The organism is Mesorhizobium sp. WSM4840 (assembly GCF_055811755.1).
Map to the genome: position 1 here is coordinate 132,421 of NZ_JBVVQD010000013.1, position 23,309 is coordinate 155,729.

The 23,309-nt window shown below is 63.5% G+C and carries 24 protein-coding genes and 2 pseudogenes; 13 read left to right on the top strand and 13 right to left on the bottom strand.

Annotation, left to right across the window (positions count from 1 at the left end):
• Nucleotides 1-4: 4 nt before the first annotated feature.
• The 4 genes and pseudogenes from AC0L3I_RS18810 to AC0L3I_RS18825 form a co-directional block, all read left to right on the top strand.
• The gene (locus AC0L3I_RS18810) at nt 5-769 is read left to right on the top strand and encodes a lysophospholipid acyltransferase family protein (protein WP_473488939.1); all 765 of its coding nucleotides are present in this window, start codon (nt 5-7) and stop codon (nt 767-769) included.
• Nucleotides 770-781: 12 nt separating this feature from the next.
• A complete protein-coding gene (locus AC0L3I_RS18815; protein ID WP_473527899.1) occupies nt 782-1,714 on the top strand; it encodes a phosphatidate cytidylyltransferase in 933 nt (310 codons plus the stop codon).
• Nucleotides 1,715-1,855: 141 nt separating this feature from the next.
• Nucleotides 1,856-2,599, top strand: a complete 744-nt coding sequence (locus tag AC0L3I_RS18820) for a hypothetical protein (RefSeq protein ID WP_473527867.1) — start codon at nt 1,856-1,858, stop codon at nt 2,597-2,599.
• A gap of 25 nt (nt 2,600-2,624) precedes the next feature.
• Nucleotides 2,625-2,783: pseudogene (locus AC0L3I_RS18825) on the top strand (phosphatidate cytidylyltransferase); the annotation flags it as partial.
• Between the two features lie 15 nt (nt 2,784-2,798).
• Here AC0L3I_RS18825 and AC0L3I_RS18830 read toward each other — a convergent pair.
• Nucleotides 2,799-4,790 (bottom strand): AI-2E family transporter, encoded by a 1,992-nt coding sequence (locus AC0L3I_RS18830; RefSeq protein WP_473527868.1) that lies wholly within the window; start codon nt 4,788-4,790, stop codon nt 2,799-2,801.
• Between the two features lie 161 nt (nt 4,791-4,951).
• Complete coding sequence (locus tag AC0L3I_RS18835) at nt 4,952-5,881, bottom strand: hypothetical protein (protein ID WP_473488942.1); 930 nt, start codon at nt 5,879-5,881, stop codon at nt 4,952-4,954.
• Nucleotides 5,882-6,201: 320 nt separating this feature from the next.
• Here AC0L3I_RS18835 and AC0L3I_RS18840 point away from each other — a divergent pair, with 320 nt between their 5' ends.
• Both AC0L3I_RS18840 and AC0L3I_RS18845 read left to right on the top strand, forming a co-directional pair.
• On the top strand, nt 6,202-6,465 hold the full coding sequence (locus AC0L3I_RS18840) for a hypothetical protein (protein ID WP_473488943.1): 264 nt from the start codon (nt 6,202-6,204) through the stop codon (nt 6,463-6,465).
• 279 nt (nt 6,466-6,744) lie between these two features.
• Nucleotides 6,745-6,975: a hypothetical protein gene (locus AC0L3I_RS18845; RefSeq protein WP_473488944.1), complete on the top strand. Its 231-nt coding sequence runs from the start codon at nt 6,745-6,747 to the stop codon at nt 6,973-6,975.
• Between the two features lie 173 nt (nt 6,976-7,148).
• Here the strand turns inward: AC0L3I_RS18845 and AC0L3I_RS18850 are convergent, their stop codons facing one another.
• Complete coding sequence (locus AC0L3I_RS18850) at nt 7,149-7,502, bottom strand: cupin domain-containing protein (RefSeq protein WP_258123208.1); 354 nt, start codon at nt 7,500-7,502, stop codon at nt 7,149-7,151.
• A 188-nt stretch (nt 7,503-7,690) separates the two neighbouring features.
• On the opposite strand from AC0L3I_RS18850, the gene AC0L3I_RS18855 reads away from it, so the two are divergent.
• The 5 genes and pseudogenes from AC0L3I_RS18855 to AC0L3I_RS18875 all read left to right on the top strand — a co-directional run bounded on the left by AC0L3I_RS18855 (nt 7,691) and on the right by AC0L3I_RS18875 (nt 13,362).
• Nucleotides 7,691-7,912: an alkylphosphonate utilization protein gene (locus tag AC0L3I_RS18855; RefSeq protein WP_473488945.1), complete on the top strand. Its 222-nt coding sequence runs from the start codon at nt 7,691-7,693 to the stop codon at nt 7,910-7,912.
• 217 nt (nt 7,913-8,129) lie between these two features.
• Nucleotides 8,130-8,492 carry an SPW repeat protein gene (locus AC0L3I_RS18860; RefSeq protein WP_473488946.1) on the top strand — a complete coding sequence of 121 codons (363 nt, stop codon included), beginning with the start codon at nt 8,130-8,132 and terminating at the stop codon, nt 8,490-8,492.
• Nucleotides 8,493-8,796: 304 nt separating this feature from the next.
• Nucleotides 8,797-10,752 carry an acyltransferase family protein gene (locus AC0L3I_RS18865; protein WP_473527869.1) on the top strand — a complete coding sequence of 652 codons (1,956 nt, stop codon included), beginning with the start codon at nt 8,797-8,799 and terminating at the stop codon, nt 10,750-10,752.
• Nucleotides 10,753-10,810: 58 nt separating this feature from the next.
• Nucleotides 10,811-11,025 (top strand): annotated as a pseudogene (locus AC0L3I_RS18870) (SPW repeat protein); the annotation flags it as partial.
• 357 nt (nt 11,026-11,382) lie between these two features.
• Nucleotides 11,383-13,362 carry an acyltransferase family protein gene (locus AC0L3I_RS18875; protein WP_473527870.1) on the top strand — a complete coding sequence of 660 codons (1,980 nt, stop codon included), beginning with the start codon at nt 11,383-11,385 and terminating at the stop codon, nt 13,360-13,362.
• Nucleotides 13,363-13,396: 34 nt separating this feature from the next.
• Here AC0L3I_RS18875 and AC0L3I_RS18880 read toward each other — a convergent pair whose 3' ends face one another.
• The 5 genes from AC0L3I_RS18880 to msuE are packed head-to-tail and all read right to left on the bottom strand — an operon-like array spanning nt 13,397 to nt 18,040.
• Nucleotides 13,397-14,158 (bottom strand): ABC transporter ATP-binding protein, encoded by a 762-nt coding sequence (locus AC0L3I_RS18880; protein WP_473527871.1) that lies wholly within the window; start codon nt 14,156-14,158, stop codon nt 13,397-13,399.
• Between the two features lie 14 nt (nt 14,159-14,172).
• Complete coding sequence (locus AC0L3I_RS18885) at nt 14,173-15,135, bottom strand: ABC transporter substrate-binding protein (RefSeq protein ID WP_473527872.1); 963 nt, start codon at nt 15,133-15,135, stop codon at nt 14,173-14,175.
• A gap of 59 nt (nt 15,136-15,194) precedes the next feature.
• Nucleotides 15,195-16,043: an ABC transporter permease gene (locus tag AC0L3I_RS18890; RefSeq protein ID WP_473527873.1), complete on the bottom strand. Its 849-nt coding sequence runs from the start codon at nt 16,041-16,043 to the stop codon at nt 15,195-15,197.
• 26 nt (nt 16,044-16,069) lie between these two features.
• Nucleotides 16,070-17,434 carry an LLM class flavin-dependent oxidoreductase gene (locus AC0L3I_RS18895; protein ID WP_473527874.1) on the bottom strand — a complete coding sequence of 455 codons (1,365 nt, stop codon included), beginning with the start codon at nt 17,432-17,434 and terminating at the stop codon, nt 16,070-16,072.
• A 54-nt stretch (nt 17,435-17,488) separates the two neighbouring features.
• A complete protein-coding gene (gene msuE / locus AC0L3I_RS18900; protein WP_473527875.1) occupies nt 17,489-18,040 on the bottom strand; it encodes an FMN reductase in 552 nt (183 codons plus the stop codon).
• A gap of 238 nt (nt 18,041-18,278) precedes the next feature.
• On the opposite strand from msuE, the gene AC0L3I_RS18905 reads away from it, so the two are divergent.
• A complete protein-coding gene (locus AC0L3I_RS18905; RefSeq protein ID WP_473527876.1) occupies nt 18,279-18,875 on the top strand; it encodes a DUF922 domain-containing Zn-dependent protease in 597 nt (198 codons plus the stop codon).
• Nucleotides 18,876-19,081: 206 nt separating this feature from the next.
• On the opposite strand, the gene epmA is transcribed toward AC0L3I_RS18905, so the two are convergent.
• The gene (gene epmA, locus AC0L3I_RS18910) at nt 19,082-20,125 is read right to left on the bottom strand and encodes an EF-P lysine aminoacylase EpmA (protein WP_473527877.1); all 1,044 of its coding nucleotides are present in this window, start codon (nt 20,123-20,125) and stop codon (nt 19,082-19,084) included.
• 129 nt (nt 20,126-20,254) lie between these two features.
• Between epmA and efp the strand changes: the two genes are divergently transcribed.
• A complete protein-coding gene (gene efp, locus AC0L3I_RS18915; RefSeq protein WP_473488956.1) occupies nt 20,255-20,821 on the top strand; it encodes an elongation factor P in 567 nt (188 codons plus the stop codon).
• A gap of 581 nt (nt 20,822-21,402) precedes the next feature.
• Here the strand turns inward: efp and AC0L3I_RS18920 are convergent.
• The 4 genes from AC0L3I_RS18920 to AC0L3I_RS18935 form a co-directional block, all read right to left on the bottom strand.
• A complete protein-coding gene (locus tag AC0L3I_RS18920; protein ID WP_473527878.1) occupies nt 21,403-21,669 on the bottom strand; it encodes a DUF2285 domain-containing protein in 267 nt (88 codons plus the stop codon).
• Between the two features lie 138 nt (nt 21,670-21,807).
• Nucleotides 21,808-21,957, bottom strand: coding sequence for a hypothetical protein (locus AC0L3I_RS18925; protein WP_473527879.1), 150 nt, complete (start codon nt 21,955-21,957; stop codon nt 21,808-21,810).
• 79 nt (nt 21,958-22,036) lie between these two features.
• Nucleotides 22,037-22,639 (bottom strand): DUF6456 domain-containing protein, encoded by a 603-nt coding sequence (locus AC0L3I_RS18930; protein WP_473527880.1) that lies wholly within the window; start codon nt 22,637-22,639, stop codon nt 22,037-22,039.
• A 117-nt stretch (nt 22,640-22,756) separates the two neighbouring features.
• The gene (locus tag AC0L3I_RS18935; protein WP_473527881.1) at nt 22,757-23,269 is read right to left on the bottom strand and encodes a hypothetical protein; all 513 of its coding nucleotides are present in this window, start codon (nt 23,267-23,269) and stop codon (nt 22,757-22,759) included.
• Between the last annotated feature and the right edge of the window lie 40 nt (nt 23,270-23,309).

Here is a 23,309-nt window from a genome sequence, read left to right on the forward strand (position 1 = left end):
GACGATGAGCAAGCTAGGCACAAGGACCTTCACCCTGCTGCAGACCGTGACCTCGGTCGGCCTGTCGGCGCTGGCCTGGGCGGTGACCGGCGTGCGGCCGATCTGGAACGGCAGCCAGCCGTCGGACCGGCAGCGCATCTACTTCGCCAATCATGCCAGCCACGGCGACTTCATCCTGCTGTCGGCCTGCCTCAGCGAGAAGCAGCGCGCCCGCACCCATGCCGTCGCTGCCGCCGACTATTGGGGAAAATCGCGGCTGCGCCGGTTCATCGCGCAGGACATGCTGTCCTCCGTGCTGATCCAGCGGCAGTGGACGGAAGAGGCGCAGAATCCGATCTCGATCATGCTGTCGGTGCTCGATGAGGGCCATTCGCTGATCATCTTTCCCGAAGGCACCCGCAATATGACCGACGAGCCGCTGCTGCCGTTCCGCTCCGGCCTCTACAATCTGTCGATGGCGCGGCCCGATGTCGAACTCATCCCGTGCTGGATCGAGAACATGTCGCGGGTGCTGCCCAAGGGCCAGTTCGTGCCGGTGCCGCTGCTTTGCCGCGTGGTCTTCGGCGCGCCGATCGCCATTGCGCCGGATGAGGAACGCCGCGCCTTTCTCGACCGCGCCCGCCAAACGCTGCTTGCGCTGAACCCCCGCCCGCCAACGCATGATGCGGAAAAGTGGAATCCGGTTTTCCGGAAAACATCATGCGACCAAAAGAGCTTAGAGCATCGTGCCGGATCCGATATCCGGCACGATGCTCTGAAGGACGACTAGTTCAACATGCCAATGCACGAAACCCTCATTCTGGTTATCGGCCTCGCTGCGGTGCTGACCACGGCAAGCCTGGTTGCCGGCATCCTGTCGTGGCGCGCGCCGAAGCCGCTGTCTTCGACGCTGGTCAACCTCAACCAGCGCATCAACGCCTGGTGGGTGATGGTGCTGGCGATCACCGTCGCCTTCTTCTTCGGCCGCTCCGGCATGACCATCCTGTTCGCGCTGATCTCGTTTGCCGCCTTGCGCGAATTCGTGACGCTGACGCACAGCCGCCGCAGCGACCATTGGGTGCTGCTCGGCATGTTCGGCATCGTCATCCCGTTCCAGTACTGGCTGGTGTGGACCGCCTGGTACGGCCTCTTCACCATCTTCATCCCGGTCTACTGCTTCCTGCTGATGCCGGCGATCACCGCGCTTCACGGCGACACCGAGCGCTTTCTCGAGCGCATCTCGGCGCAGCAATGGGCCGTCATGATCTCGGTCTACTGTGTCAGTCACGTGCCGGCGCTGCTGACGCTCGACGTTCCCGGCTTTGAAGGCCGCAATTTGTTGCTGATCGCTTTCCTGATCATCACCGTGCAAGGCAGCGACGTGCTGCAATACATCTTCGGCAAGCTGTTCGGCAGGCACCTGATCTCGCCGAAGGTTTCGCCGTCGAAGACCTGGGAAGGGCTGGTCGGCGGGCTGGCGACGTCGAGCCTGCTTGGCGCGCTGCTGTCGTTCCTGACGCCGTTTTCGCCGCTCCAGGCGGCGGGCGTCGCCTTTATCGCCTGCCTGATGGGATTCCTCGGCGGGCTGGTCGCCTCCGCCATCAAGCGCGACCAGGGGGTGAAGGACTGGGGCCATCTGATCGAGGGCCATGGCGGCATGATGGACCGCGCCGACAGCCTGGTCTTCGCCGCTCCGGTGTTCTTCCACACGGTGCGCTATTTCTGGACGGTGTGAGGGCGCTCCAGCTGCAAGGGCCGGCACCCCCAAGTCATTAATGCATCGACCTAATTCAGCAAACTGACTGGCCGTTTCGCTCTGAGGTCTGTTAAGCCTCCTCCAGCCAGAGAGTTCTGGCACTTTCCTTGGCGGGTGGGGATGATGACCTATAAGGCGCTCCAGATATGGTTATACGCGTCGCTGTCGGTGATGCTATTGAGCAATCATGCTTGGCCAACTGAAAAAGAAGTTGTTCAAGCGCAGGCCACCAAAGACGCCGCCGTTAACTATTTGCGGTCGCTGCCGCATGATAGGAAAATTCATGTTTGGCCGTCATGGCATCGGCCTTACGAAATTGTAGCCAATCGTCTGAACGTACGCAGCTCGATCGAGCGATACAAAGCTCTCAGAGGCGATCTGAATGGTCTTCTCCCGGCCATTGGCACGGCCCAGATTTCCATAATCGCTGCCGACGGCGCGAACTGGCAAAAGGACGTAGCGTCGGCCTTAACCAGTTCGCGCCTGCTGCCATGGTACAAAGATTTCGTTGCAAAGGCGGAGCCCAGTTTGGACGGATGTACGGCGTATAAGTTTACAAGCAGAGACACTTGGACATCTGTAGGTGTCATTTTGATAAACGAGCTCAACTTCCGCGAAAATGGCACGGAAACGCTTGATCGATGCGTCCATGCGGCACTTGATTACTTGCAAGGGCTTCCAACGAGAGAGGGATACTTCGACTACTCCACGCTTCCTGACGCGAGAATTCGGGGCTTGGTGATTGAAGCGACCTATAAATGTGCTGCTGAAGGGGACGGAACCGCCGAGCCAAGAGAAAGGACTAGGGACGGTTTGACGCCACTTCCTTCGCTAGATTGCATCGTGGCGAAGGTGGCTGAATAAGGTCAGGCCACCGAGGCGGCGCAACTTTCTGGGCGGGCTGGTCGCCTCCGCCATCAAGCGCGACCAGGGGGTGAAGGACTGGGGCCATCTGATCGAGGGCCATGGCGGCATGATGGACCGCGCCGACAGCCTGGTCTTCGCCGCTCCGGTGTTCTTTCACACGGTGCGTTACTTCTGGACGTGAGAACGAGCTACGGTCTCATTTTGCAGCTGCAAGCGGCGCCTTCTCGGCAGGGCGCGGCCGACGGCGCATGCGGCGCTTGGCAGCGACCTTCAGCGCAACCGGCGGATCGCTCGACAACGCCCCCAGAACGGCTTCGACCATGCCATACGCGACAAAATCGGCGTTGATGTCATTGGCCAATTTGACGGCTGCCTCTTTGTCGTCGCCGTCCTCCGACCAAAACACGATGCCTACCCGCAGCGCCGACTTGGCACGTTTCAGCCGACGAACCAGGAAACGGGCGTGCTTGACGGAGTCGCGGTTAAGGAATCCGACCACCACGGTGTCGACAGCATCGAACTTGAGCCGGCGAATGCTCGCCGGTTCCATGTCGGCAAAGCTCGCCTTCGAGACCGTCGCGCCCTGGATTTCGAGCACCTGCGCCAGCATGGCGGCGGCGGCATCGTCAAGTTCCCCGCGGCCGCCGGCACAAAGCACCGACATGTCCGTGCCATCCGGCAGTTCGGTGTCGTCCTCGCCCTCCGCTTGAGCCTGCTTTTCCTCGTCCGCTGTGGCAGGCTCGGCCGCAGCCGGGTCATCGTCCTCCTCCGCTTCCTCCCGTGCGCTGTCGTCGAGGTTCGCCACCAGCGTCTGCGCACTGGCCGCCACCTGCCGTCTTTGCTCATCGCCCATGACACCCCGCACCCGATCCTGTTCGCCGAGCAGAAGTGCGGGAATGGCGACCTTGTCATAGAATTCGAACAGATATTTTTCCTCCAGGATCTCCTCGGCGTGATCAGTGGCTTCTTCCGGATCGCCGGCCAGCAGCCGCTGGTAGAGTCGGGCATGTAGCTCGAGCACGGGTTCGTTGCCGAACAGGACGTCGAGGAATTCGAACTGCGGCACGTGCCTGCCGAGCACGACGAGACAGACCGTGAGCGGCGTCGACAGAACCAGGCCCAGCGGGCCCCAGAGCCAGGTCCAGAAGATCGCCGCGACAATGATGGCCAATGGTGAGAGCCCGGTGCGCGAGCCGTAGAGCCAAGGTTCGACGACGTTGCCGGTGATCATTTCCATGACCACGAACAGCCCGGCGGTCCACAGCACGAGCGACCAGCCGGGAGCCACGGCAAGCGCCAGGAACAGAGGCAGCAGTGCACCAATGATCGGGCCGATATAGGGAACAAAGCGCAGCGCCAACGCCAGCAATCCCCACAGCAGTGCATTGGGTATGCCGAGAACCCAAAGCCCGAATGCAATCGGCACGGCGTAGACGATGTTCACCACCAATTGCATGAGCAGATATCGGCCGACCCGCTTGCCCGCTTCCTGGAGCGCCTCGGTGGTCCGATGAAGATCGCCGTAGCCGACGAGGCGTATGAAACGATCGCGCAGGTCCTCGCGCTCGAGCAGCATGAATATGACGACGATGATGATCAGGCCGGCCGATGCCAGCGGGCTGATCAGCGGCCGGATCAGGTTCTGGAGAACCTGGAGCGGCCTTTCGCGCGCGATGATCTCGACAGGCACCGGCTCGCGCTCTGGCTCATCTGCGGCGGGCGGTGAGGTTTCCTGCCTGTCGAGTTCCTGGCCAACGCTTTCGATCACCCCGCTCAGCCTGGCGATGATGCCTCCGCCGATGCCGGTTTCCTTCAGGGATCGGACCTTGGTCAGGATATTCGACTGGTAAAGCGGGATGTTCTGCGCCAGTTCGCTGACCTGCGTGGCGACAATGAAGGAGAACAGCGCAAGGACCGTGAATGCGCCCAGCACAGTGGCGATGACGGCCGGAAGACGGGGAATGCCGATTCGCTTGAGTACGGAAACCATGGGTGCAAGCGCAAAGGTAAGCAGCAGAGCGATTGCGATCGGCAGGAATACCTCGCGCCCGAAATACAGGGCGGCAACCGTAGCCACGACGGTCGCGACGGTCGGCAATGACATGCGCGGGAGGACCCTGGCACCGGAAACAATGCCCACCAGCCCGGACTCCGACGGGTGCATGCCGTTTCGACGATTGGCCGCCACTTGGTGCCTCCACCCTGCCAATCACCATGATCAGGCATATTGAGCCGGCGCGCAACGTCCGCACCTTTGTGCCGGAGCCCGACCGCAGGGAGGTATTCCCTCTTTGTCCGGCCCGCGCGCCGCAAGATCGGAACGGCGGCTCACTGTTGCTGTGGTCAGACTTAGCCGGAATGACGCAGCCAATGACGGTCGAACACGTCGAGAATGGACCGGAATTCGGCCGGCGGGATCTGGTTGGCGCCGCCGTCGCTGTCTCCGGCGAGGAATTGCGCCAGCTGCCGGTCAACCGCCTCCGTGTGCTCGACTGACAGGCCAAGCGATGCCAAATCCCTAGCGATCGACCCGTCGGACGGCAGATATCCGCCCCATGTCTTGGGCGCCGGATTGCGCAAGCGGATCATCAGGATCCTGGTCAGGGACGGCTGCGGCTCCGGGCCGATGATGGTGGTGCCGCACAGATAGCCGCCAAGCACGCTTCCCGGCCGCGAGTGCGGAAACAGGCATAGGAAGAAGTGGGCTTCGCCGTTGGTTTCTTTCAGATGCGCATAAAGGCCGCGTTTTGCCGGCGTCATCAGCCCGCCGAGCAGCAGCTGCCCGGTCGGCAATGCCTCGCGATAGGCGGCAGTCAGGCCGTGCGCCCCCGGCCCGGCCTCTATCGACAGGCTGCCCCTGATCAACTGGCCGCGATAGTAGGGCGACAAGGCGCGCGAATAACATGCGTAGGTTCCGGCAACGGCCAATCCAAGGCTTCGCTCCTCGTGTCCGGACGCCGTCTCGAAATGCGCACCGGCGCGGCGTTCCAGTTCGGCCCTCTCGATGCCGTGGCGGGCGCAGATCGCCGCCGTAAAGCCTGACAGGTCGCTCTCGGCGATCCAGGCGCCGGGCTGCTCCAGCTTGAGAAGCTTCGACCAGTCGTCGTAGACGCTGAGTTCGCGTGGCTGGGCGCGGCCCTGCAGCCATTTGTCGGCACGGCCGAGATCGAACGCCGTCTTCGGGTTGACGCCCCGGAACGCCGCCGCCAAATCCTTGCGGGCGACGGTTCCCAGCAAGGCTGCAGTCAACCGTAACTTCTGCGCGATATGCTGTGCCATCCCCCACCTGCCCCTTTATGCCACCGCAAGGCATAGCATGTGCCAGCAATTGCTCCCACCGCATTCATTGCGGGCTGGACCTCTCCTAAAGTCTATATTCCAGGAAATCCGCAGAATTCCACGCCGCTCCACGCGGCTGCCCTTTTCGCCCCGCCGGGCGGCGCTAAGGTCGCGCAGGGCAAGGGCAAGTTATGAAACTCACGCTATCTAGGGTTGAATACCGACACCCTTCCTCAGTCATTTGAACGACGGCGAAGCCGAGCTCTCGGCACCGGCACAAACCAGCGTAGATGCCGCCTCAACAAGGAAGGAATAATTCGATGTCCTGGATTGCCTCCCCCAAAATCCCTTTCACCGCGGTTGCGGCTGGATCCGCTGCACTGCTGCTGCTGACCTTCGGGCCGGATGGACCATCGCGTGCCGCTGCCGGCTCGCGCGCGGCAGCGACATATGGCAAGGCGGCTCCTGCCTCGCCGGCCATCGAGCCGACGCGCATCGAAGTCGACGGCAGCGCGCACGTGATACGCTTTTACATCGACGGCAAGCAGGTCGCCCTGCTCGACTCGACCGGCTTCAGGGATTGATCTTCACACCAGCGCTGGCCGCTACGAAGCGGGCGAATAGCTGCTGCCTTCATGCGCGGACGACGGTCACCACGGAGTGACCGTCAAACGCTGCGCGACATGGCGCACCCTGCTGCCTTGATGCGACTGTAAGCCTGACTCGCGCCGGTTCGTTGCAGCCGCGCTTTTCCACAAGCCATATTCCAGGAATTCCGCAGAATTCCACGCCTTTCCGCGCAGCGGCCGTGTTCAGGCCGGCGGCTGGGGCTAACCTTACGTTAACCATTGAGGGACGCCGTCATGAAACTTGCTCTGTCTGCACTTCTCGCCGTGCTCGCCCTTTCGCAAACCGTGGAGGCTAAAACGAAAGTCGTTGCCACCGATGCGAAAGCGGCCACAGCCGAGAAAAGCCGGCCGCAGCTCGACAACAAGTCCACCGGCGGGATCACCGCGTCGCCCGGTGCGATGGCAGCGCCGGCCGACAAGAATGTGTCCAGTCCGTATCCGCCGGCGATCTATTTCGATTTCTAGAGTCTATCCATCCCTAGTGGCGGGGCTCCATCTTTTTATTTCGACCGCACCGCGCTTGCGGTACCCGGGATCGGCGGGCCCGGGGGATCGACAAGCCCGATCGACAGGCCTCGGGATCAACAGACTTGGCGGCGCGCCAGGCGGTGATAGGATTGTTCCGTTCGCCTCCGGCCTCAGCCGACCCTGACGACGAAATGCTTCGTCACCGGCTCGATGATTTTCCACGTTCCCTTGAAATCGGCTTCAACCACGAAGGCGTCGCCGGGGCCGACTTCGACGGGCGCGCCGCCATCGGGCGTGATGACGATGCGCCCAGCGATCATGTGCACGAATTCATAGTCGCTGTAGGTTGCGTGGTAGGTACCGGGGGTGGCCTGCCAGGTTCCCGACATAACCTTGCCGTCCGCTGTGGTGTGCTGGACGGCGGTCTTCATGGTCGGGTTGCCGTCGACCACGACCCAGCCTGCGAGATCGCCCGCCTCGGCGTTTTCGACCGCGCCGAATTTGAGGATGGTCTTCTCTGTCATGGTCGGGCTCCGTTTGGAACTGTGCCGGCATTGGCTGCCGGTCAATAGCCGAAGCACCTGAGATGAGCAACGCGGGTGCCCTGTCCGGTTCACGAGCAAGCGATGGCACGGTTTGCCGCGTGCCATCGCTTGACCTTGCCGCCATCCGCCGGATAGTCGGTTGTCCGGCTCCGATGAAAGACCCCGATATGGCAGACGCGATCGTAAGAGACAGCAACGGCACCCAGCTGAACGAGGGCGATTCCGTGACCCTGATCAAGGATTTGAAGGTCAAGGGCACCTCGGAGACGATCAAGCGCGGCACGCTGGTGAAGAATATTCGCCTCACCGGCCATCCCGGCGAGATCGAGTGCAACACCAAGCAGGTGAAGGGCCTGGTGCTGAAGACCGAGTTCCTGAAAAAGGCGTGATCGCGTGGAGTCTTGACCCGTGATCCCTGGCCTTGCGGCCTCCGGAACCGGCGCAGCGCCTCTAAGTTGAGCAGACGGATGACGGCACTGACGGAGCCTGGCTAACCGGCCGGCGGAGCCACTCCTTGAAAGCCGTCGAAAGTGCGATATATCAATGACTAAGCGTGCGCTGCACGCGACGTAGTGCTTTGGTCAAACTTCACCTGTGGAGGTTGTCATGGCAAACGGTCTGATGGAAGGAAAGAAAGCCCAGGACTGGATCAACCTGATCCTTGCGGCATGTCTGTTCATCTCACCCTGGGTCATCGGCTTCGTTGCTGAAACCGCTCCTGCGTGGAACGCCTGGATTGCCGCAGTCGTGCTCGGCGCCCTGGCTCTCGCGGCGCTTTCGGTATTCGCCGAATGGGAAGAGTGGGTGAACCTTGTCGTCGGGCTCTGGCTGGTCGTCTCGCCCTGGCTGCTTGGCTTCGCGGCAAACGTCAACGCGATGGGAACCCATGTGGTCCTCGGCGTGCTGGTGGTTGCGGCATCGGCCTGGGCGGTCTGGGACTCCCGTCATCATCCGCCAGCGCATGCGTGATCGGTGACGACCAAGGGGAGGAGCCCGGCGCGCGAGCGGCGGGCTCTTCCTAAGCCTGAGATCGGTACGCAGGCCCGCTAGCCGGGCCAGTCATATCCTTGTGCTCAAAAACCAACCGCCCGGCGGGTGCAGATGGCAGCGCCGCCGCGGCGCTTCCTGGTATAGACGCCGACGAGCACCCCGCTACACTCAGCGAACTTCCGCTTATGTTGCATTGCGTTAGATTTGTTGCATTGCAATATCAATGCATTGCGTCGAGTCTTCGCAACGGGGCTTTTTCAACGACCTATGTGAGGTTTTCGCCGTGTCAGCATCGTTTCGGCCTGATATCGAAGGGCTGCGTGCGCTGGCGGTGTCGGGCGTCGTCGCGTTCCATTTCGGTCTGTCGGACCTGCCGGGCGGCTTCACCGGCGTCGACATCTTCTTCGTCATTTCCGGCTATCTGATCACCGGCCAGTTGCTGCGGGAAATCGCCGAGGACGGCAGGCTGGACCTGTGGCGGTTCTATGCAAGGCGCGCCCGGCGCCTGCTGCCGGCCTCGCTGTTCGTCATCTTCGCCACGCTGGTCGCGGGCTACTTCATCCTGTCGCCGGACGAACAGTCGCTCTATTCGAAAGGCGCCATGTACGCCTCGGCCTATGCGATCAATTTCTGGCTGATCCGCTGGTCGTTCGACTATTTCGCCCCCGATGCGGCGAACAACCCCTTCATCCATTTCTGGTCGCTCTCGGTCGAGGAGCAGTTCTATCTCGTATGGCCGGTGCTGCTTCTGCTGGCGGCATGGCTGCGCCCGGGCAAGCGCACTGCGATCCTGGTGATCGGCCTCGCCGGCGTGGTGTCGTTCGCCGTCTGCGCCTGGCTCACCACCGTGTCGCAGCCCTGGGCCTTCTATTTCTCGCCGCTCAGGGCCTGGGAATTCGCCGCCGGCGGCCTGGCGACGATGGCGCCGGCAAAATTCTGGCGAGAGCGCCCGCAACTGGGCGCAGCACTGGCATGGCTTGGCCTGGCGCTGATCGCCGGCGCCTATCTGACCTTCAGCGAGCGGGACACCCCCTTCCCCGGCGTCGCGGCGGTCGTGCCGGTGGCCGGCACCGTGCTCCTTTTGCTCAGCGGCTCCGGCAATGTCCAAAGAGGGCCGAGCGCCATGCTGGCGCTGCCGCCTTTGCAATGGGTGGGGAAACTTTCCTACTCGCTGTATCTCTGGCACTGGCCGGTCATCGTCTATGCAACGATGATGGTGCCCGACCTCTCCTGGCCCGGGCGGCTTGCCTGCGCGGCATTGACGCTGGCGCTGTCGATCTTCACCTATCATTTCATCGAAAACCCGATCCGTCGCAACGGCTGGCTGATGGCGAGCGCGGCGCGCGCGCTTATCCCCGCCGCAATGCTGACCGGCGCCGGCGTCATGGCGACCTACGCCAATGCGCGCCTTGCCGTGGACGACCTCGACCCCTCACAACGCATCATTGCCGAAACTGCCGCGCAGCCCTCCACCGCGCGCGCCAAGGTGGGTTGCGTTCTCGACTACGAGACCGTGACGCCGAAGCCCTGCGTGTTCGGCGCCAAGAATGCCGAGCGCTCGATCGCGCTGTTCGGCGATTCGCATGCCGACCACTGGTCGACGCCGCTGATCGAGGCAGCGAAGAAGAACGACTACAAGGTCGTCACCTGGCTCAAAGCCGCCTGCCGGGCCTCGCGGCTGACGGTCTGGAGCTCGAAGCTGAAGCGCGACTACGCCGAGTGCGATCAATGGCGCGAGCAATCGATCAAGGAGATCATCGCCCTGCGCCCGAGCCTGGTGGTGATATCGGAGATAGCGCTGACCAGTTCGCGCAAACTTTCGCCCGATGCGCAGCAATCCGACAGCCTGAATCAGGACTGGCAGGCCGGCCTTCGCGCAACGCTGGAGGCGTTCAGCCAGGCCGGGCTGAAAGTCGCCTTCATCCGCGATGTGCCGTTCAACAGCATGTTTGTCGACACCTGCGTGGCCCGCGCGCTGTGGCGTGGACAGACGCCATCGGTATGTGACGCGCCGCGAACCGACGCCGCCAACGACGCCATGGCCGCGGTGGAGCGCGACATCGTGCGCGCCGTCCCCAACGCGACCTACATCGACATGACCGACCGGTTCTGCGACGCCAAGACCTGCCATGTCTTCATCGACGGCAAGCTGGCCTACCGCGATCGCCACCACATGGCGACGCCCTTTGCGCAAACGCTGGAGCCGCCGGTCGAGCGCGCGCTGTTCTCAACACGGTGACCACAGCCGTGAAGTAAGGCGGGAGGCGACTGCCCGCTCAGGCAGGTCTTCGTCGTCCGGCGCCTCTGGCGTCGCCACGCTTTCGGTATCGCCGAATGGGAAGAGTGGGCGAACCTTGTTGTCGGGCTATGGCTGATCGTTTCGCCCTGGCTGCTTGGCTTCGCGGCGAACGTCAACGCGATGGGAACCCATGTGGTTCTCGGCGTGCTGGTGGTCGCGGCGTCGGTCTGGGCAGTCTGGGACCACCGTCGTCATCCGCCAGCGCATGCGTGATGGTGACGACTTAGGGGGAGCCCGGCGCGCGGGCGGCGGGTTCCTCTAAAGCCTGAGATCGGTGCGCAGGCCCGCTCGCCGGGCCAATCACCTCCTGTGTCAAAAATCGGCCGTCGCGTGGGTTCAGGCTGGCGCTGGCGCTGCGCTTCCTGACGTGCACGCCGACGTGCACATCGCGGCTGCAGTCCGCGACTTCCACTTATATTGCACTGCGTTAGATTTTTTGATTATGTTGCACTGCGTTAGATTTTTTGCTTATGTTGCGCTGCCTTAGATTTTTTGCAGTGCATATCGGCGCATCGCGTTGAGTCTTCGAAACGGGTAGCTTTTTTCAACGACTCTACGCGAGGTATCGCCGTGTCGCCATCGTTCCGGCCGGATATCGAGGGCTTACGCGCGCTGGCGGTATCAGGCGTCGTCGCGTTCCATTTCGGTCTGTCGGACCTGCCGGGCGGCTTCACCGGCGTCGACATCTTCTTCGTCATCTCCGGCTATCTGATCACCGGCCAGCTGCTGCGGGAGATTGCCGAGGATGGCAGGCTGGACCTGTGGCGGTTCTACGCAAGGCGCGCCCGGCGCCTGTTGCCGGCCTCGCTGTTCGTCATCTTCGCCACGCTGGTCGCGGGCTACTTCATCCTGTCGCCGGACGAACAGTCGCTCTATTCGAAAGGCGCCATGTACGCCTCGGCCTATGCGATCAATTTCTGGCTGATCCGCTGGTCGTTCGACTATTTCGCCCCCGATGCGGCGAACAACCCCTTCATCCATTTCTGGTCGCTCTCGGTCGAGGAGCAGTTCTATCTCGTATGGCCGGTGCTGCTTCTGCTGGCGGCATGGCTGCGCCCGGGCAAGCGCACTGCGATCCTGGTGATCGGCCTCGCCGGCGTGGTGTCGTTCGCCGTCTGCGCCTGGCTCACCACCGTGTCGCAGCCCTGGGCCTTCTATTTCTCGCCGCTCAGGGCCTGGGAATTCGCCGCCGGCGGCCTGGCGACGATGGCGCCGGCAAGATTCTGGCGGGACCGGCCGCGGCTCAGCGCAGCGCAGTCATGTCTCGGCCTGGCGCTGATCGCCGGCGCCTATCTCATGGTGAGCGAGGATTCCCCCTTCCCCGGGGTGATTGCGCTGGTGCCGGTCGCCGGCACCGTGCTCGTGCTGCTCAGCGGCAGCGGTGCAAGCCGGAGCGCGGCGCAGAACCTACCGATCAGCGTGCTGTCGCTGTCGCCCATGCAGTGGCTTGGCAAGCTTTCCTACTCGCTCTATCTGTGGCACTGGCCGGTCATCGTCTATGCGACGATGATGGTGCCCGACCTGTCCTGGCCCGGGCGGCTTGCCTGCGCGGCATTGACGCTGGCGCTGTCGATCTTCACCTATAATTTCATCGAAAACCCGATCCGTCGCAATGGCTGGCTGATGGCGAACGCGGCGCGCGCGCTCGTTCCCGCTGTCATGCTGACCGGTGCGGGCGTGGTCGTGGCCTATGGCAATGCGCGCTTTGCCGAGCACAATCTCAGCCCCGAACAGCGCGTCATCGCAAGCAGCGCGGCGCAGAGTTCCACGGTGCGCGCGACCAACGCCGGCTGCGTGCTCGATCTGGAAACCATCAAGCCGAACCCTTGCGTGTTTGGCGCGAAAGATGCCGAGCACTCGGTGGTGCTATTCGGCGATTCGCATGCCGACCACTGGTCGACGCCGCTGATCGAGGCGGCCAGCAAGAACAACTACCGGGTCGTCACCTATCTGAAATCCTCCTGCCGCGCCTCGCGGGTGACGACCTGGAACTCGCGGCTGAAGCGCGACTACACCGAATGCGACCAATGGCGCGAGCAGTCGATCAGGGACATCATTGCCTTGCATCCGAGCCTGGTGGTGATCTCGGAATTCTCGATGGGTAATATGATGCGGGAATCGCCCGATGAATTGAAGCACGCCAATTGGAACGAGGAGTGGCGGAGCGGCCTGCGCTGGACCCTGGGGGCGTTCAGTCAGGCCGGGATCAGGGTCGCGGTCATCAGAGACGTGCCCTTCAACAGCAGCTATGCCGACAAATGCGTGGCACGCGCCCTGTGGCGCGGCCAGACGCCGGCCGCATGCGACACGCAGAGGGTGATGGCCGCCAATGACGACATAGCCAAGGAAGAGCGCGACATCGTGCGCGGCATTCCGAACGCCACCTATCTCGACATGACGAACCGCTTTTGCGATCAGACCACCTGCCATGTGTTCATCGACGGCATGCTGGCCTTCCGCGACCGCCACCACCTTGCAACGCCCTTTGCGGCAACGCTGGAGCCGCCGATCGAGCGCGCGCTGTTCTCGAAGGTGGCGGCGGAGATGTAAGGGCGGCGCAAGACGCGCTTTTTCACCCGACGTCTCAGTGCAGGCCAAACTCACGCAGCAGTTCTTCGCGATAGCGCACGAACCGGGTTTCGCTGCGATCGCGGGGGCGCGGCAGTTCAACCTCGACCAGCCGTGCCGTGCCGCCTTTCTCCCTGGGCAGGATCAGCACCCTGTCCGCAAGATAGATCGCTTCTTCCAGATCATGGGTGACCATGACCATGGTGACGTTCTCCTCGCTCCAGATGCGCACCATTTCCTCTTGCATGCCGATCTTGGTCATGGCGTCGAGCGCGCCTAGCGGCTCGTCGAGCAGCAGGATTTCAGGCCGCACGGTCAACGCCCGGGCGATGCCGACGCGCTGCGCCATGCCGCCCGAAAGCTGCCTGGGATAGGCATCGCTGAATTCGGCCAGACCGACGAGCGCGGTATAGATGCGGGCCTTGTCCTCCGCCTCCGCCTTGGGCACGCCCCGCACTTCGAGGCCAAAGGCGACGTTGCCGAGTACCGTCAGCCACGGCAGCAGGCGCGGTTCCTGGAAGATCACCGCGCGCTCGGAGCCGACGCCATGGACCGGCTTGCCGTCGATCGCGACACCGCCACTGTCGGCAGCCTCCAGCCCGGCAAGAATGCGCAGCAGCGTGGTCTTGCCCGATCCGCTGGCGCCGACAATGACGAGGCATTCGCCGGAGCGGATGTCGAGGTTGAGCGCCCTCAGCACGGCAAGCGGGCGCCCGCCAAGGGTGAAGGATTTGGAGAGGTCACGTATCGTGACCTCGCCGCCGCTTGTGGTGGCCATGGCCCGTCTCCCGGTCAGTTGGTTTTCGTTTCGCCGCGCCGGTAAAGGATGTCAGCGGCTTTCAGCTTGCCCTTGGGCAGGCGGCCGTCGCGTTCCAGCACGCTGACCCAGAAGTCGATGTCGCGGCTGTCAGCCTTCGCACCTTCACGCAGGCCGAAGCCGGTCCAGTAGCGCGCCAGCTCGCCATTTTCGCCGCGCTTGTCGAGGATGTCCGCGAGCACCTTGCGCGCCGCCGACTGGTCGACGAAATTGCGGGCGCCATCCGGATGCGCCGTGATGAAGTCGCGCCGCAGGACGATGAAGCCGCCGGCCAGTTCGCCCAGCACGTCGGTGTCGTTGAACACGCCGCGTACGCCGCCCTTGTCGACCAGCGCGCCGGCAAACGTCGCCTGCCAATAGCCCAGTGCCGCGATATCGACCTGACGCGACCGTAAGGTCTGCTCGAGCTGCGGCCCGGGCACCACGACGAGGTTGGCGGCATCCGGTGGCAGGCCGACGCCGTGCAGCGCCTCGCGCACGGTGTAATCGAGATGGGCGCCGAGCGTGTTGACCGCAATGGTCTTGCCGGCGATGTCGGCAATCGATTTGATCGGACTGTCTTCCAGCACGTAGAAGACGCTGCGCACTTGCCTGTTGATGCCGTTGCTTGGATAGGCGGCGACGAAGTCGTTGCCGCCGGAGATCGAATTGATCACCGCAGCGGTTGCGGCCGAGCCGAGATCGACGCTGCCGGAGGCGAGCGCGAACAGCGATTCCGGGCCGCCGCTGGAGTAGCCGACATTCTCCAGCTTGACGCCGAGGCCCTTGAAATAGCCGAGCGCCTCCGCCAGCTCATGCGGCGAGATGCTGCCGCGGCTGGCGAGGTAGCGCAACGTGACCGGCGCGGCTTGCGCAACGGCGAAGCGGGGCAGGCCGGCGGCGATGATGCCGGCGGCAAAGGGAGCGCCCGCAAGCAGGGAACGGCGAGTGATTGGCATGGGTCCGGTCTTTCCTGTTGGAGAGGGTGGTGCCTGTTGAAGAGGATGGTGAAGGCTGGTCAGTCGATGGGATTGCTCCAGCGGCAGAGCCGCCGCTGCAGGCTGACCAGCGCCTGGTTGGCGATCAGGCCGAGGCCGGCGAGGATGACGATCGCCGCAAACATCAGCGGGATCTGGAAGTTGTACTGCGCGTTCATCACCTGGAAGCCGATGCCCTTGTTGGCGCCGATCATTTCGGAGGCGATCAGCAGCAAGAGCGCCGTGGTCGCACTCAGCCTCAACCCGACGAAGATCGACGGGACGGCCCCTGGAAGCACGACACGGCGAAACACGGTGAGCCGCGCGGCGCCATAGACCCGGGCCATCTCAAGCAGTTTCGGATCGACTTGCTTGACGCCGCTGATGGTGTTGAGCAGCAGCGGAAACAGCGTCGCCCAGAAGATGACGAAGACCTTTGATGCCTCCCCCAGCCCGAGCAGCAGGATGAACACCGGATAGAGCGCCAGCGCCGAGGTCTGCCGGAAGACCTGCAGGATCGGATCAAGCGCGGTTTCGACGGCGCGCACCTGGCCCATGAACAGACCAAGCGGGATGGCGACCGCCACCGCCGCTGCGAAGGCGAGGCCGGCGCGCTGCAGGCTGATGGCGATGTCGCCGAGCAAGGTGCCGCCGGCCAGACCGTTCCACAATGCGGAGACGATCGTGTCGATCGGCGGCAGCACCGCGGCGTTGACCCATCCCGCGCGGCTCGAGACCTGCCAGATCGCGAGGAAGGCGATCAGGATGCCGTAGCGGGACAGGAAGCGGACGACAGTCCGGTTGGCCAGGCGCGGGAAAACGGCGCCAAGGCTGGTTCTGCCGTCATGTGTAGCGATCGTGACCCGCTGCTCGATGTGTTGCAAACTCATCGTCCTGCCCTTTGCTTTAACAGAATCTATTCGGCGGCCAGCACCTTGGAGCGGCCGGCGGTCCAGGGGTTTTCCGGCCGCCTGAGGCCGAGATTCTCGCGCAGCGTCCTGCCTTCGTAGGCGGTGCGGAACAGGCCCCGGCGCTGCAGCTCGGGGATCACCAGGTCGACGAAATCGTCGAGCGCGCCAGGCAGCCAGGGCGGCAGGATGTTGAATCCGTCGGCGGCGTCGTTGCCGAACCATTCCTCCAGCTGATCGGCGACCTGCACCGCGCTGCCGATGACGGTGTAGTGGCCGCGGGCCGTCGCCACCCACTGGTAGAGCTGGCGGATGGTGAAGTCGTGCTCGTCGGCAATCTGGCGGATCAGTGCCTGGCGGCTCTTCATGCCTTCGGTTTCCTTGCTCGGCGGCAGCGGTCCGTCGAGCGGATACCCGCTGATGTCGAGCGTCTGGCCCGCCAGCCCGTTGAGCAGGGCCACGCCGTCCTCGGGCAGGATCAGGTCGTTCAGCTGCTGGTACTTGGCGCGGGCTTCCTCTTCGGTGCGGCCGACGAAGGGAGCTACGCCCGGCATGATTAGTACCTGTCCGGGATCGCGGCCGACCGCCGTCACGCGCGCCTTGATGTCGCGGTAGAACTCTTGCGCCGAGGCGAGATTCTGATGGGCGGTGAAGATGACCTCAGCCGAATGGGCGGCGAGCCTGCGGCCGTCCTCCGACTGCCCGGCCTGCACCACCACCGGGTGACCCTGCACCGGGCGCGGCACATTGAGCGGGCCTTTGACGCTGAAATGCCGGCCCTTGTGGTCGATGTCGTGAAGCTTGTCCTTGTCGTAGAAGCGCCCCGACTTCTTGTCGCGGATGAAGGCATCGTCTTCCCAGCTGTCCCACAGCGCCTTGACCGTCTCGACATGCTCATGCGCCCGGGCATAGCGCTCGGCGTGGGCAGGCTGCGTCTCGCGGTTGAAATTGCGCGCGGTCTCGTCGCCGGCCGAGGTCACGACATTCCAGCCGGCCCGGCCATTCGACAGCAGGTCGAGCGAGGCGAACTTGCGGGCTAGCGTATAAGGCTCCTCATAGGTGGTGGAGGCGGTGGCGATGAAGCCCAGATGCGTGGTGAGCGGCGCCAATGCGGCGAACAGCGTCACCGGCTCGAACCCGGCGATCTTGGCATTGCCGCCTTCGCGGGCGCCGAGGCCGACGGTCAGATTGTCGGCGAGGAAATAGGCGTCGAACAGGCCGCGCTCGGCGGTCAGCGCGAGCTGCCTGTGGAACTCGAAATTCGTCGCGCCGTCGGCCGGAGCGTTAGGATGGCGCCAGGCTGCGATGTGCTGTCCGCCACCGGGCAGGAAAGCACCAAGCTTGATCTGCCTGGACTTGCTGGGTCTGGTCATTGCGGTTTCCTTCTGAGCTGTGCGGAAAGGGAATCGAGGGTCACGGGCCGGTGTTCAGGCGGCAAGACCGACGCTGCGTGGCACCACCCGGCATGCTTCGGCGACCGCTTGCCTGGCGCGAGCATGGATGGCTTCGGACACCAGCACGCCGTTGGCGAAGTCCTTGTCGGAGGCGTAGATCGCGGTCGGCAGGGTCAGCGCCTCGAAAAAGCCGAACAGCGGCCGCAGCTGATGTTCGACAACCAGCGAATGACGGTCGCCGCCGCCGGTTGCAGCAAGGATGACCGGCTTTCCCCTCAGGGATGACGGATCGAGCAGGTCGAAGAAATGCTTGAAAAGCCCGGTGTAGCTGCCTTTGAAAGTCGGCGAGCCAATCACCAGGACATCGGCGTCCAGCAATTGCTCGACGATATTTCTGGCCAACGGATCCAGTTCGCCAATACGCCTTGCCTGCGGGAAGGACTGACCGAGATCCTCGATGTCGAAAACGGTCGAGGCTGCACCGGTGCTGCTCGCCACCTCAGCGACGATGTGGCTGATGAACGCCTTGGTCTTCGACGGACGGGTCAGGTTGCCCGACAGCCCCACCACCAGCTTTTTCGACATTTTGGGCTCCTCGCAAAACGGCTTCTGTGCATTAACTCTACTGGGTTTATAGAATTAGATCAGAAAGAAGATTTCAAAACGAACCCGCCAAGCGGATTGAGTTTGCGGCACATCGTCGTCGATTGGTTCTTTCGACGCGAAAATGCGAACGCCGAGTTTGGCAAGGGCGCCTTGACCGCATTCCGGCCACGCGTTGATTATCTCAAGCGCACCAAAGCCATCGGCCCGGGGGATTCGCATGAAAACAGCCGTTCTGACGTATCTGCTGCTGGCCTGTTTGCTGGCTTCGCCGGCGCGGGCGGGATGGAAGCCAGTCGAGAAGGTCGAGACCTACGCCGTTTCAGGGCAGACCGGTCCCCAGCTCCATGCCTCGATGGGCGAGCGCGGGCCGATGATCGGCAAGGGCAAGGTCCGCGCCATGGCCTACACCAATTTCAAGCTGACCTGGGTCAGGGACTATCAGCGACAAGGCAACGCCTGCGTGCTGGTGTCGGCGCGGCCGAAGCTCATCATAACCTACACCTTGCCCAAAACGTCCGGGCCGGTGCCGGCCGCCGTGCAGAAGAGTTGGGACGTTTTCGCCGCTGGCCTCGCCGCCCATGAAAAGGTGCATGGCGACCTAATCATCGACATGGTCCGCAAGATCGAGACGGCGACCATCGGCCTGTCCGTCCCCGACGATCCCGGCTGCAGCAAGATCAGGCCCGAAATGACCAGGCGGCTCGCCGAACTCTCCCAGGCGCAGCGGCAGGCAAGCCGCGATTTCGACCGGGTAGAATTCGCCCCGCGCGGCAATCTGCAGCAGCTCATCGTTAATTTGCTGATGGGGCGGTAGGGGAATCATCGCAAAGCTGGCGGGACAGCGCCCCCTCTGTCCTGCCGGACATCTCCCCCACTTGGGGGGAGATCGGCCGTCATCTTTGATTTCGCCAATCGCCAACCTCGAAAAAGAGGCGCTGTAGGCGGAACTGCCAATCTCCCCACTTGTGGGGGAGATGTCCGGCAGGACAGAGGGGGGCGCCGTAGAGCACAGGCCTCGCCTCACCCCGCCATCGGCGTCCACATCACATCCTCGACCCGCATCGCCCCCGTCGCCAGCATCACCAGCCGGTCGAAGCCGAGCGCGGCGCCGCTCGCCTCCGGCATTATGGTGAGTGCGGCGAGGAAGTCTTCGTCGATCGGATAGCGTTCGCCATAGATGCGCTCCTTCTCGTCCATCTCGAGGATGAAGCGCCGGCGCTGCTCGGCGGCGTCGGTCAGCTCGCCGAACGCATTGGCCAGCTCGATGCCGCAGCAATAGAGTTCGAAGCGCTCGGCGGTCCGCGGGTCATCCGTGCTCGGCCGGGCAAGGGCGGCCTCCGAAATCGGATAGCCGTAAAGGATGGTGGCGCGCCCCTGCCCCAGCGCCGGCTCGATCTTTTCCACCATCACCCGGCTGAACAGATCGGCCCAATTGTCGTCGGGCGCGGTGCGTAAGCCCGCCTTGACCAGCGCCGCATGCAGCGCCTCGCGATCGGTGCTGCCGTCGGCGGCCACCGTGGCCAGCAGATCGATGCCGGCATGGCGCAGGAAGGCCTCGGCGACGCTCAACCGTTCGGGCTCGGCGAACGGATCGGCCTCGCGGCCGCGAAAGGCGAAACGTTTTGCACCGGCGCGCTCGGCGGCCAGCGCGACAAGCCCGGCGCAATCCTCCATCAGGCTCTCATAGGTCTCGTCAGCCCGGTACCATTCGAGCATGGTGAAGGACGGATGATGCAACGGGCCGCGCTCGCGGTTGCGATAGACGGCGCTCAGGCTGAAGATGCGCGTCTCGCCGGCGGTGAGCAGCTTCTTGCAGGCGAATTCCGGCGAGGTGTGCAAATAGAGCGGCAGACGCTGTCCGTCCGGCCCGATCGCCTCGGTGGCGAAGGCCGACAGATGCGCCTCGTTGCCGGGCGAGACCTGCAGCGCCGCCGTCTCGACCTCGATGAAATCGCGGCTTGCAAACCAGTCGCGCAGGGCCGCAGTGATGGCATTGCGCAGGATCAGCCGCGGCCGCCTGTCGGCGTGAACATCAGGCGTCCACCAGGGCGAGGCGGCGGTCATGACGACAGGATTTGCATGGAGGACTGGCGATTGCCGCCAAGATGCGCTAGGCCGCACCGAACGGCTCCCGCAGCCGATTTGCGCCGGTCGGCGCTCCCAGGCCAGTCAACGCTCTTAGGAATAAAGCCCGTGAAGGTCATCGCCAGTTCCCTACGCAAAGGCAATGTCGTCGAAAAGGACGGCAAGCTCTATGTGATCCTCTTTGCCGAAAACATCCATCCGGGCAAGGGCACGCCGGTGACCCAGCTCGACATGCGCCGTATCTCCGACGGGGTGAAGGTTTCGGAGCGCTACCGCACCACAGAGCAGGTCGAGCGCGCCTATGTCGAGGAGCGCGAGCACACCTTCCTCTACCGCGACGCAGAAGGCTTCCATTTCATGAACCCGGAAAGCTACGACCAGGTCGCGGTGCCGGAAAGCGTGGTCGGCGAGATGGCGCCCTATCTCAAGGAAGGCATGGCGGTGCAGGTTTCCCAGTACAATGGCATCGCCATCTCGCTGGTGCTGCCGCAGCGCGCCACCTTCGAGGTGGTCGAGACCGAGCCGGTGACCAAGGGCCAGACGGCGTCCTCGTCCTACAAGCCGGCAACACTGTCCAACGGCGTGCGCACGCTGGTGCCGCCGCACATCACCGCCGGCACCCGCGTGGTGGTGATGACGGCCGATGGCGCGTATGTGGAGCGCGCCAAGGATTGAGGCTGGTGGATCGCTTGCGGGCGACAGGCCTCGCGTGCTGGAAGCAGGCTGGGCGCGCGGCGGCTAGTAGCGGGAGCAAATCGCGTACACAGCTGCCAGGTATGTGAATGCAATCGTGACGTAGGAGACCGCGAGTTCGGCCACGATGGAGGTGATTTGAAGCAGCGTCACCGGAAAACCCTTTGTTAACCCTAGCTCGCACATACGTGTTAATCCTGTCTCTTAACAGTCCCCTATAAGTTAAGTATCGGTGAGCGAGGCCTGCCACGGCGCCTGATCGTCGCAGAATGCCAAAGTAGAGGCCCAACCCGCGTTTGCCCCATGCCATGACGCGCCGGAAGAGTCTGCTTCACTGGACTGTGCAGCGGGTTTACTGGACAGTGCAGCGGGGAATTCAGCCAAGGATGAAACCCGCTATCAGAACCGTAAGGATCATCGACAGCGGAACGGCAAGAAGGCAGCACGCCTCTAACCTGTTGATTTGCCAACGGTTCATCGAGCGCTTCCCAGTTGGTTTCCTATCTAAACGGGCAAACCGGGACGGCAGTTCCACGGAAATGCCCGGCGTCATCCACGCCAGTTCATCGTGCTGATTGGCGCCAACCCTTATTCCCGGTCATCCAGCGGGCACGCGCCAGATGCGTCGCCCAGGCCCGGAATGCCCGTTCCGGCTCCTGGTTCGGATCAATATGCAGAACGCTGCGGGCGACCTCACGCCAATCGGCGCCGTCCGCCGAAGCATCGAGCAGCCGCATGTAAGTCAGCATGCAGTGCTCGTCATACGCGGTCAGCACCGAAGACGTCGGCGCCACGTCTGCGAAATGAGGGTCTAGCGGTGGCTTTGGCATGGCGATCTACCAGCAATGGCGCACCGTAACAGGCCGTCGAGAAGCCCGCGCCCTTCAATTGGAGGACGCTGGCCGATCGAGGCCCGCTGCGCGCCCCGAAAATCAGGATGCGGCTTAGCTACATTCGCTTCTGGGGCTTTAGATGAGCCATAGCACTGCGGCGGCAAACAAGAGCGCAAAAACAAGCGAGACATTAAAAATCGGATGGGTGCTGGACACAGCCGCCGCTGCCGCAACAATGCCGACGATCGCTAAGATTGCCCCCAAAACAACGCCCATGAAACGCATTGCCAACCCTCACATCTCTTGGTCAGGTAGGCAGCCTCTGATGGCATGACAAGTTCATAGCGCCCGCCCCGTTTGCCCTCTACCCCCGCGGCCGCCGCATCAGCATCATCCCGTAATGCACCGCCAACAAATCCAGCCCGATCTTGAGCAGTTTAGAGACCACATCCCGCGGCTCGCCGGTCTGTTCGGCCAGGCTTTTTACCGTTTCGCCGGCGCAGCAGACTTTTTGCACCACGCCCGACACCTCCCAATGCGCAAGCGCCCTGGTGGCGTCGGCATAAGAGCGGCCGGCGGACAGGATGCGGTCGGCAACGCCGCCGCCGATGCGGCCACCGTCGACGCGCTCGGTCAGCGCCATCGGCTTGACACCGTCCTGCGCCGAGACGCGAAAATCCTCGCGGTAGCGCATACCCGCCTCGCGCTGCTGGCACGACAGCGAGGTGATGCCGGTGAGCGGGTCGACATTGCGCACCCGCACAATGCCGCCGGTCGAGCTGTCATTGGAAACCTCATAGATGCGCTTCGCCTCCAGCGTGCCGGTCGCCAGCCGCTTGCGGCCGAAGGCGTCGTCCTTCAGCGCGAAATCATGGCCGACCTCCTTGCGGATGCGCACCTGCTCGGCCTCGCCTTTTGCCAGTTTGGGTGCCTTCGGCGCCTTGACCTTGGCGGTCTTCTTGCTCATGGACAGTCTCCTCGTTTGATTTGCTGCCTTTGCAGAACCTGGGTTCCTCGCCCCCACGCAGTGGGGGAGAGGAACCAGGCCGCCGTGCTTGGCGAGAAGAATCTCGACCGATGCCGCTCACGCTGCATCCGCGAGAGCCGTACGGCGATGGTCGCAGAAGCGTGCCGCGTGATAGGCGCAGTAGCTTTTCAGCGGCCGCGTGCGCAGGCCGCAGCACAGCATGTCCAGTGCCGGCCGGCTGCCCGGTGCGTCGTTTTCGGGATCTTCCTCGAGCGTCAGATCGAGCGGCGCGCGGCAGCGGTTGAACAGGCAGTCGATGAAGCGCATGGCCGCGACATGCGGCGGGCGCCCGACGGCTGCAACGGCGCGCGGTGCCGGCACCTTGAGGGTCTCGGGCCCGTGGATCTCGCGCACGAACTGGCGCTGCGGCAGCCAGACCGGCGGCGCCAGCCTGGCCGGGGTGCGGGCGATGCTTTGCAATTCCGTGTCGGTATAGACGGGCATGATGTTGATCCATTGAAAGGTTGAGTAGATGCCGAAGCTGCGTCCCTCTCCCCGTTCACGGGGAGAGGATGCCGGCAGGCAGGTGAGGGGCAGCGCGACGTCGCCGATTGCCTCTCCCCAAGTCATTGCCGGCACTGCCCGAGCAGCCCAGCGATGGTGCCGCCCC

Coding starts and splice junctions, on each gene's coding strand:
- AC0L3I_RS18810 (WP_473488939.1), top strand. CDS start 5: ATGAGCAAGCTAGGCACAAGGACCTTCACCCTGCTGCAGACCGTGACC.
- AC0L3I_RS18815 (WP_473527899.1), top strand. CDS start 782: ATGCACGAAACCCTCATTCTGGTTATCGGCCTCGCTGCGGTGCTGACC.
- AC0L3I_RS18820 (WP_473527867.1), top strand. CDS start 1,856: ATGATGACCTATAAGGCGCTCCAGATATGGTTATACGCGTCGCTGTCG.
- AC0L3I_RS18835 (WP_473488942.1), bottom strand. CDS start 5,881: ATGGCACAGCATATCGCGCAGAAGTTACGGTTGACTGCAGCCTTGCTG.
- AC0L3I_RS18840 (WP_473488943.1), top strand. CDS start 6,202: ATGTCCTGGATTGCCTCCCCCAAAATCCCTTTCACCGCGGTTGCGGCT.
- AC0L3I_RS18845 (WP_473488944.1), top strand. CDS start 6,745: ATGAAACTTGCTCTGTCTGCACTTCTCGCCGTGCTCGCCCTTTCGCAA.
- AC0L3I_RS18850 (WP_258123208.1), bottom strand. CDS start 7,502: ATGACAGAGAAGACCATCCTCAAATTCGGCGCGGTCGAAAACGCCGAG.
- AC0L3I_RS18855 (WP_473488945.1), top strand. CDS start 7,691: ATGGCAGACGCGATCGTAAGAGACAGCAACGGCACCCAGCTGAACGAG.
- AC0L3I_RS18860 (WP_473488946.1), top strand. CDS start 8,130: ATGGCAAACGGTCTGATGGAAGGAAAGAAAGCCCAGGACTGGATCAAC.
- AC0L3I_RS18880 (WP_473527871.1), bottom strand. CDS start 14,158: ATGGCCACCACAAGCGGCGGCGAGGTCACGATACGTGACCTCTCCAAA.
- AC0L3I_RS18885 (WP_473527872.1), bottom strand. CDS start 15,135: ATGCCAATCACTCGCCGTTCCCTGCTTGCGGGCGCTCCCTTTGCCGCC.
- AC0L3I_RS18890 (WP_473527873.1), bottom strand. CDS start 16,043: ATGAGTTTGCAACACATCGAGCAGCGGGTCACGATCGCTACACATGAC.
- AC0L3I_RS18895 (WP_473527874.1), bottom strand. CDS start 17,434: ATGACCAGACCCAGCAAGTCCAGGCAGATCAAGCTTGGTGCTTTCCTG.
- msuE (WP_473527875.1), bottom strand. CDS start 18,040: ATGTCGAAAAAGCTGGTGGTGGGGCTGTCGGGCAACCTGACCCGTCCG.
- AC0L3I_RS18905 (WP_473527876.1), top strand. CDS start 18,279: ATGAAAACAGCCGTTCTGACGTATCTGCTGCTGGCCTGTTTGCTGGCT.
- epmA (WP_473527877.1), bottom strand. CDS start 20,125: ATGACCGCCGCCTCGCCCTGGTGGACGCCTGATGTTCACGCCGACAGG.
- AC0L3I_RS18920 (WP_473527878.1), bottom strand. CDS start 21,669: ATGCCAAAGCCACCGCTAGACCCTCATTTCGCAGACGTGGCGCCGACG.
- AC0L3I_RS18925 (WP_473527879.1), bottom strand. CDS start 21,957: ATGCGTTTCATGGGCGTTGTTTTGGGGGCAATCTTAGCGATCGTCGGC.
- AC0L3I_RS18930 (WP_473527880.1), bottom strand. CDS start 22,639: ATGAGCAAGAAGACCGCCAAGGTCAAGGCGCCGAAGGCACCCAAACTG.
- AC0L3I_RS18935 (WP_473527881.1), bottom strand. CDS start 23,269: ATGACTTGGGGAGAGGCAATCGGCGACGTCGCGCTGCCCCTCACCTGC.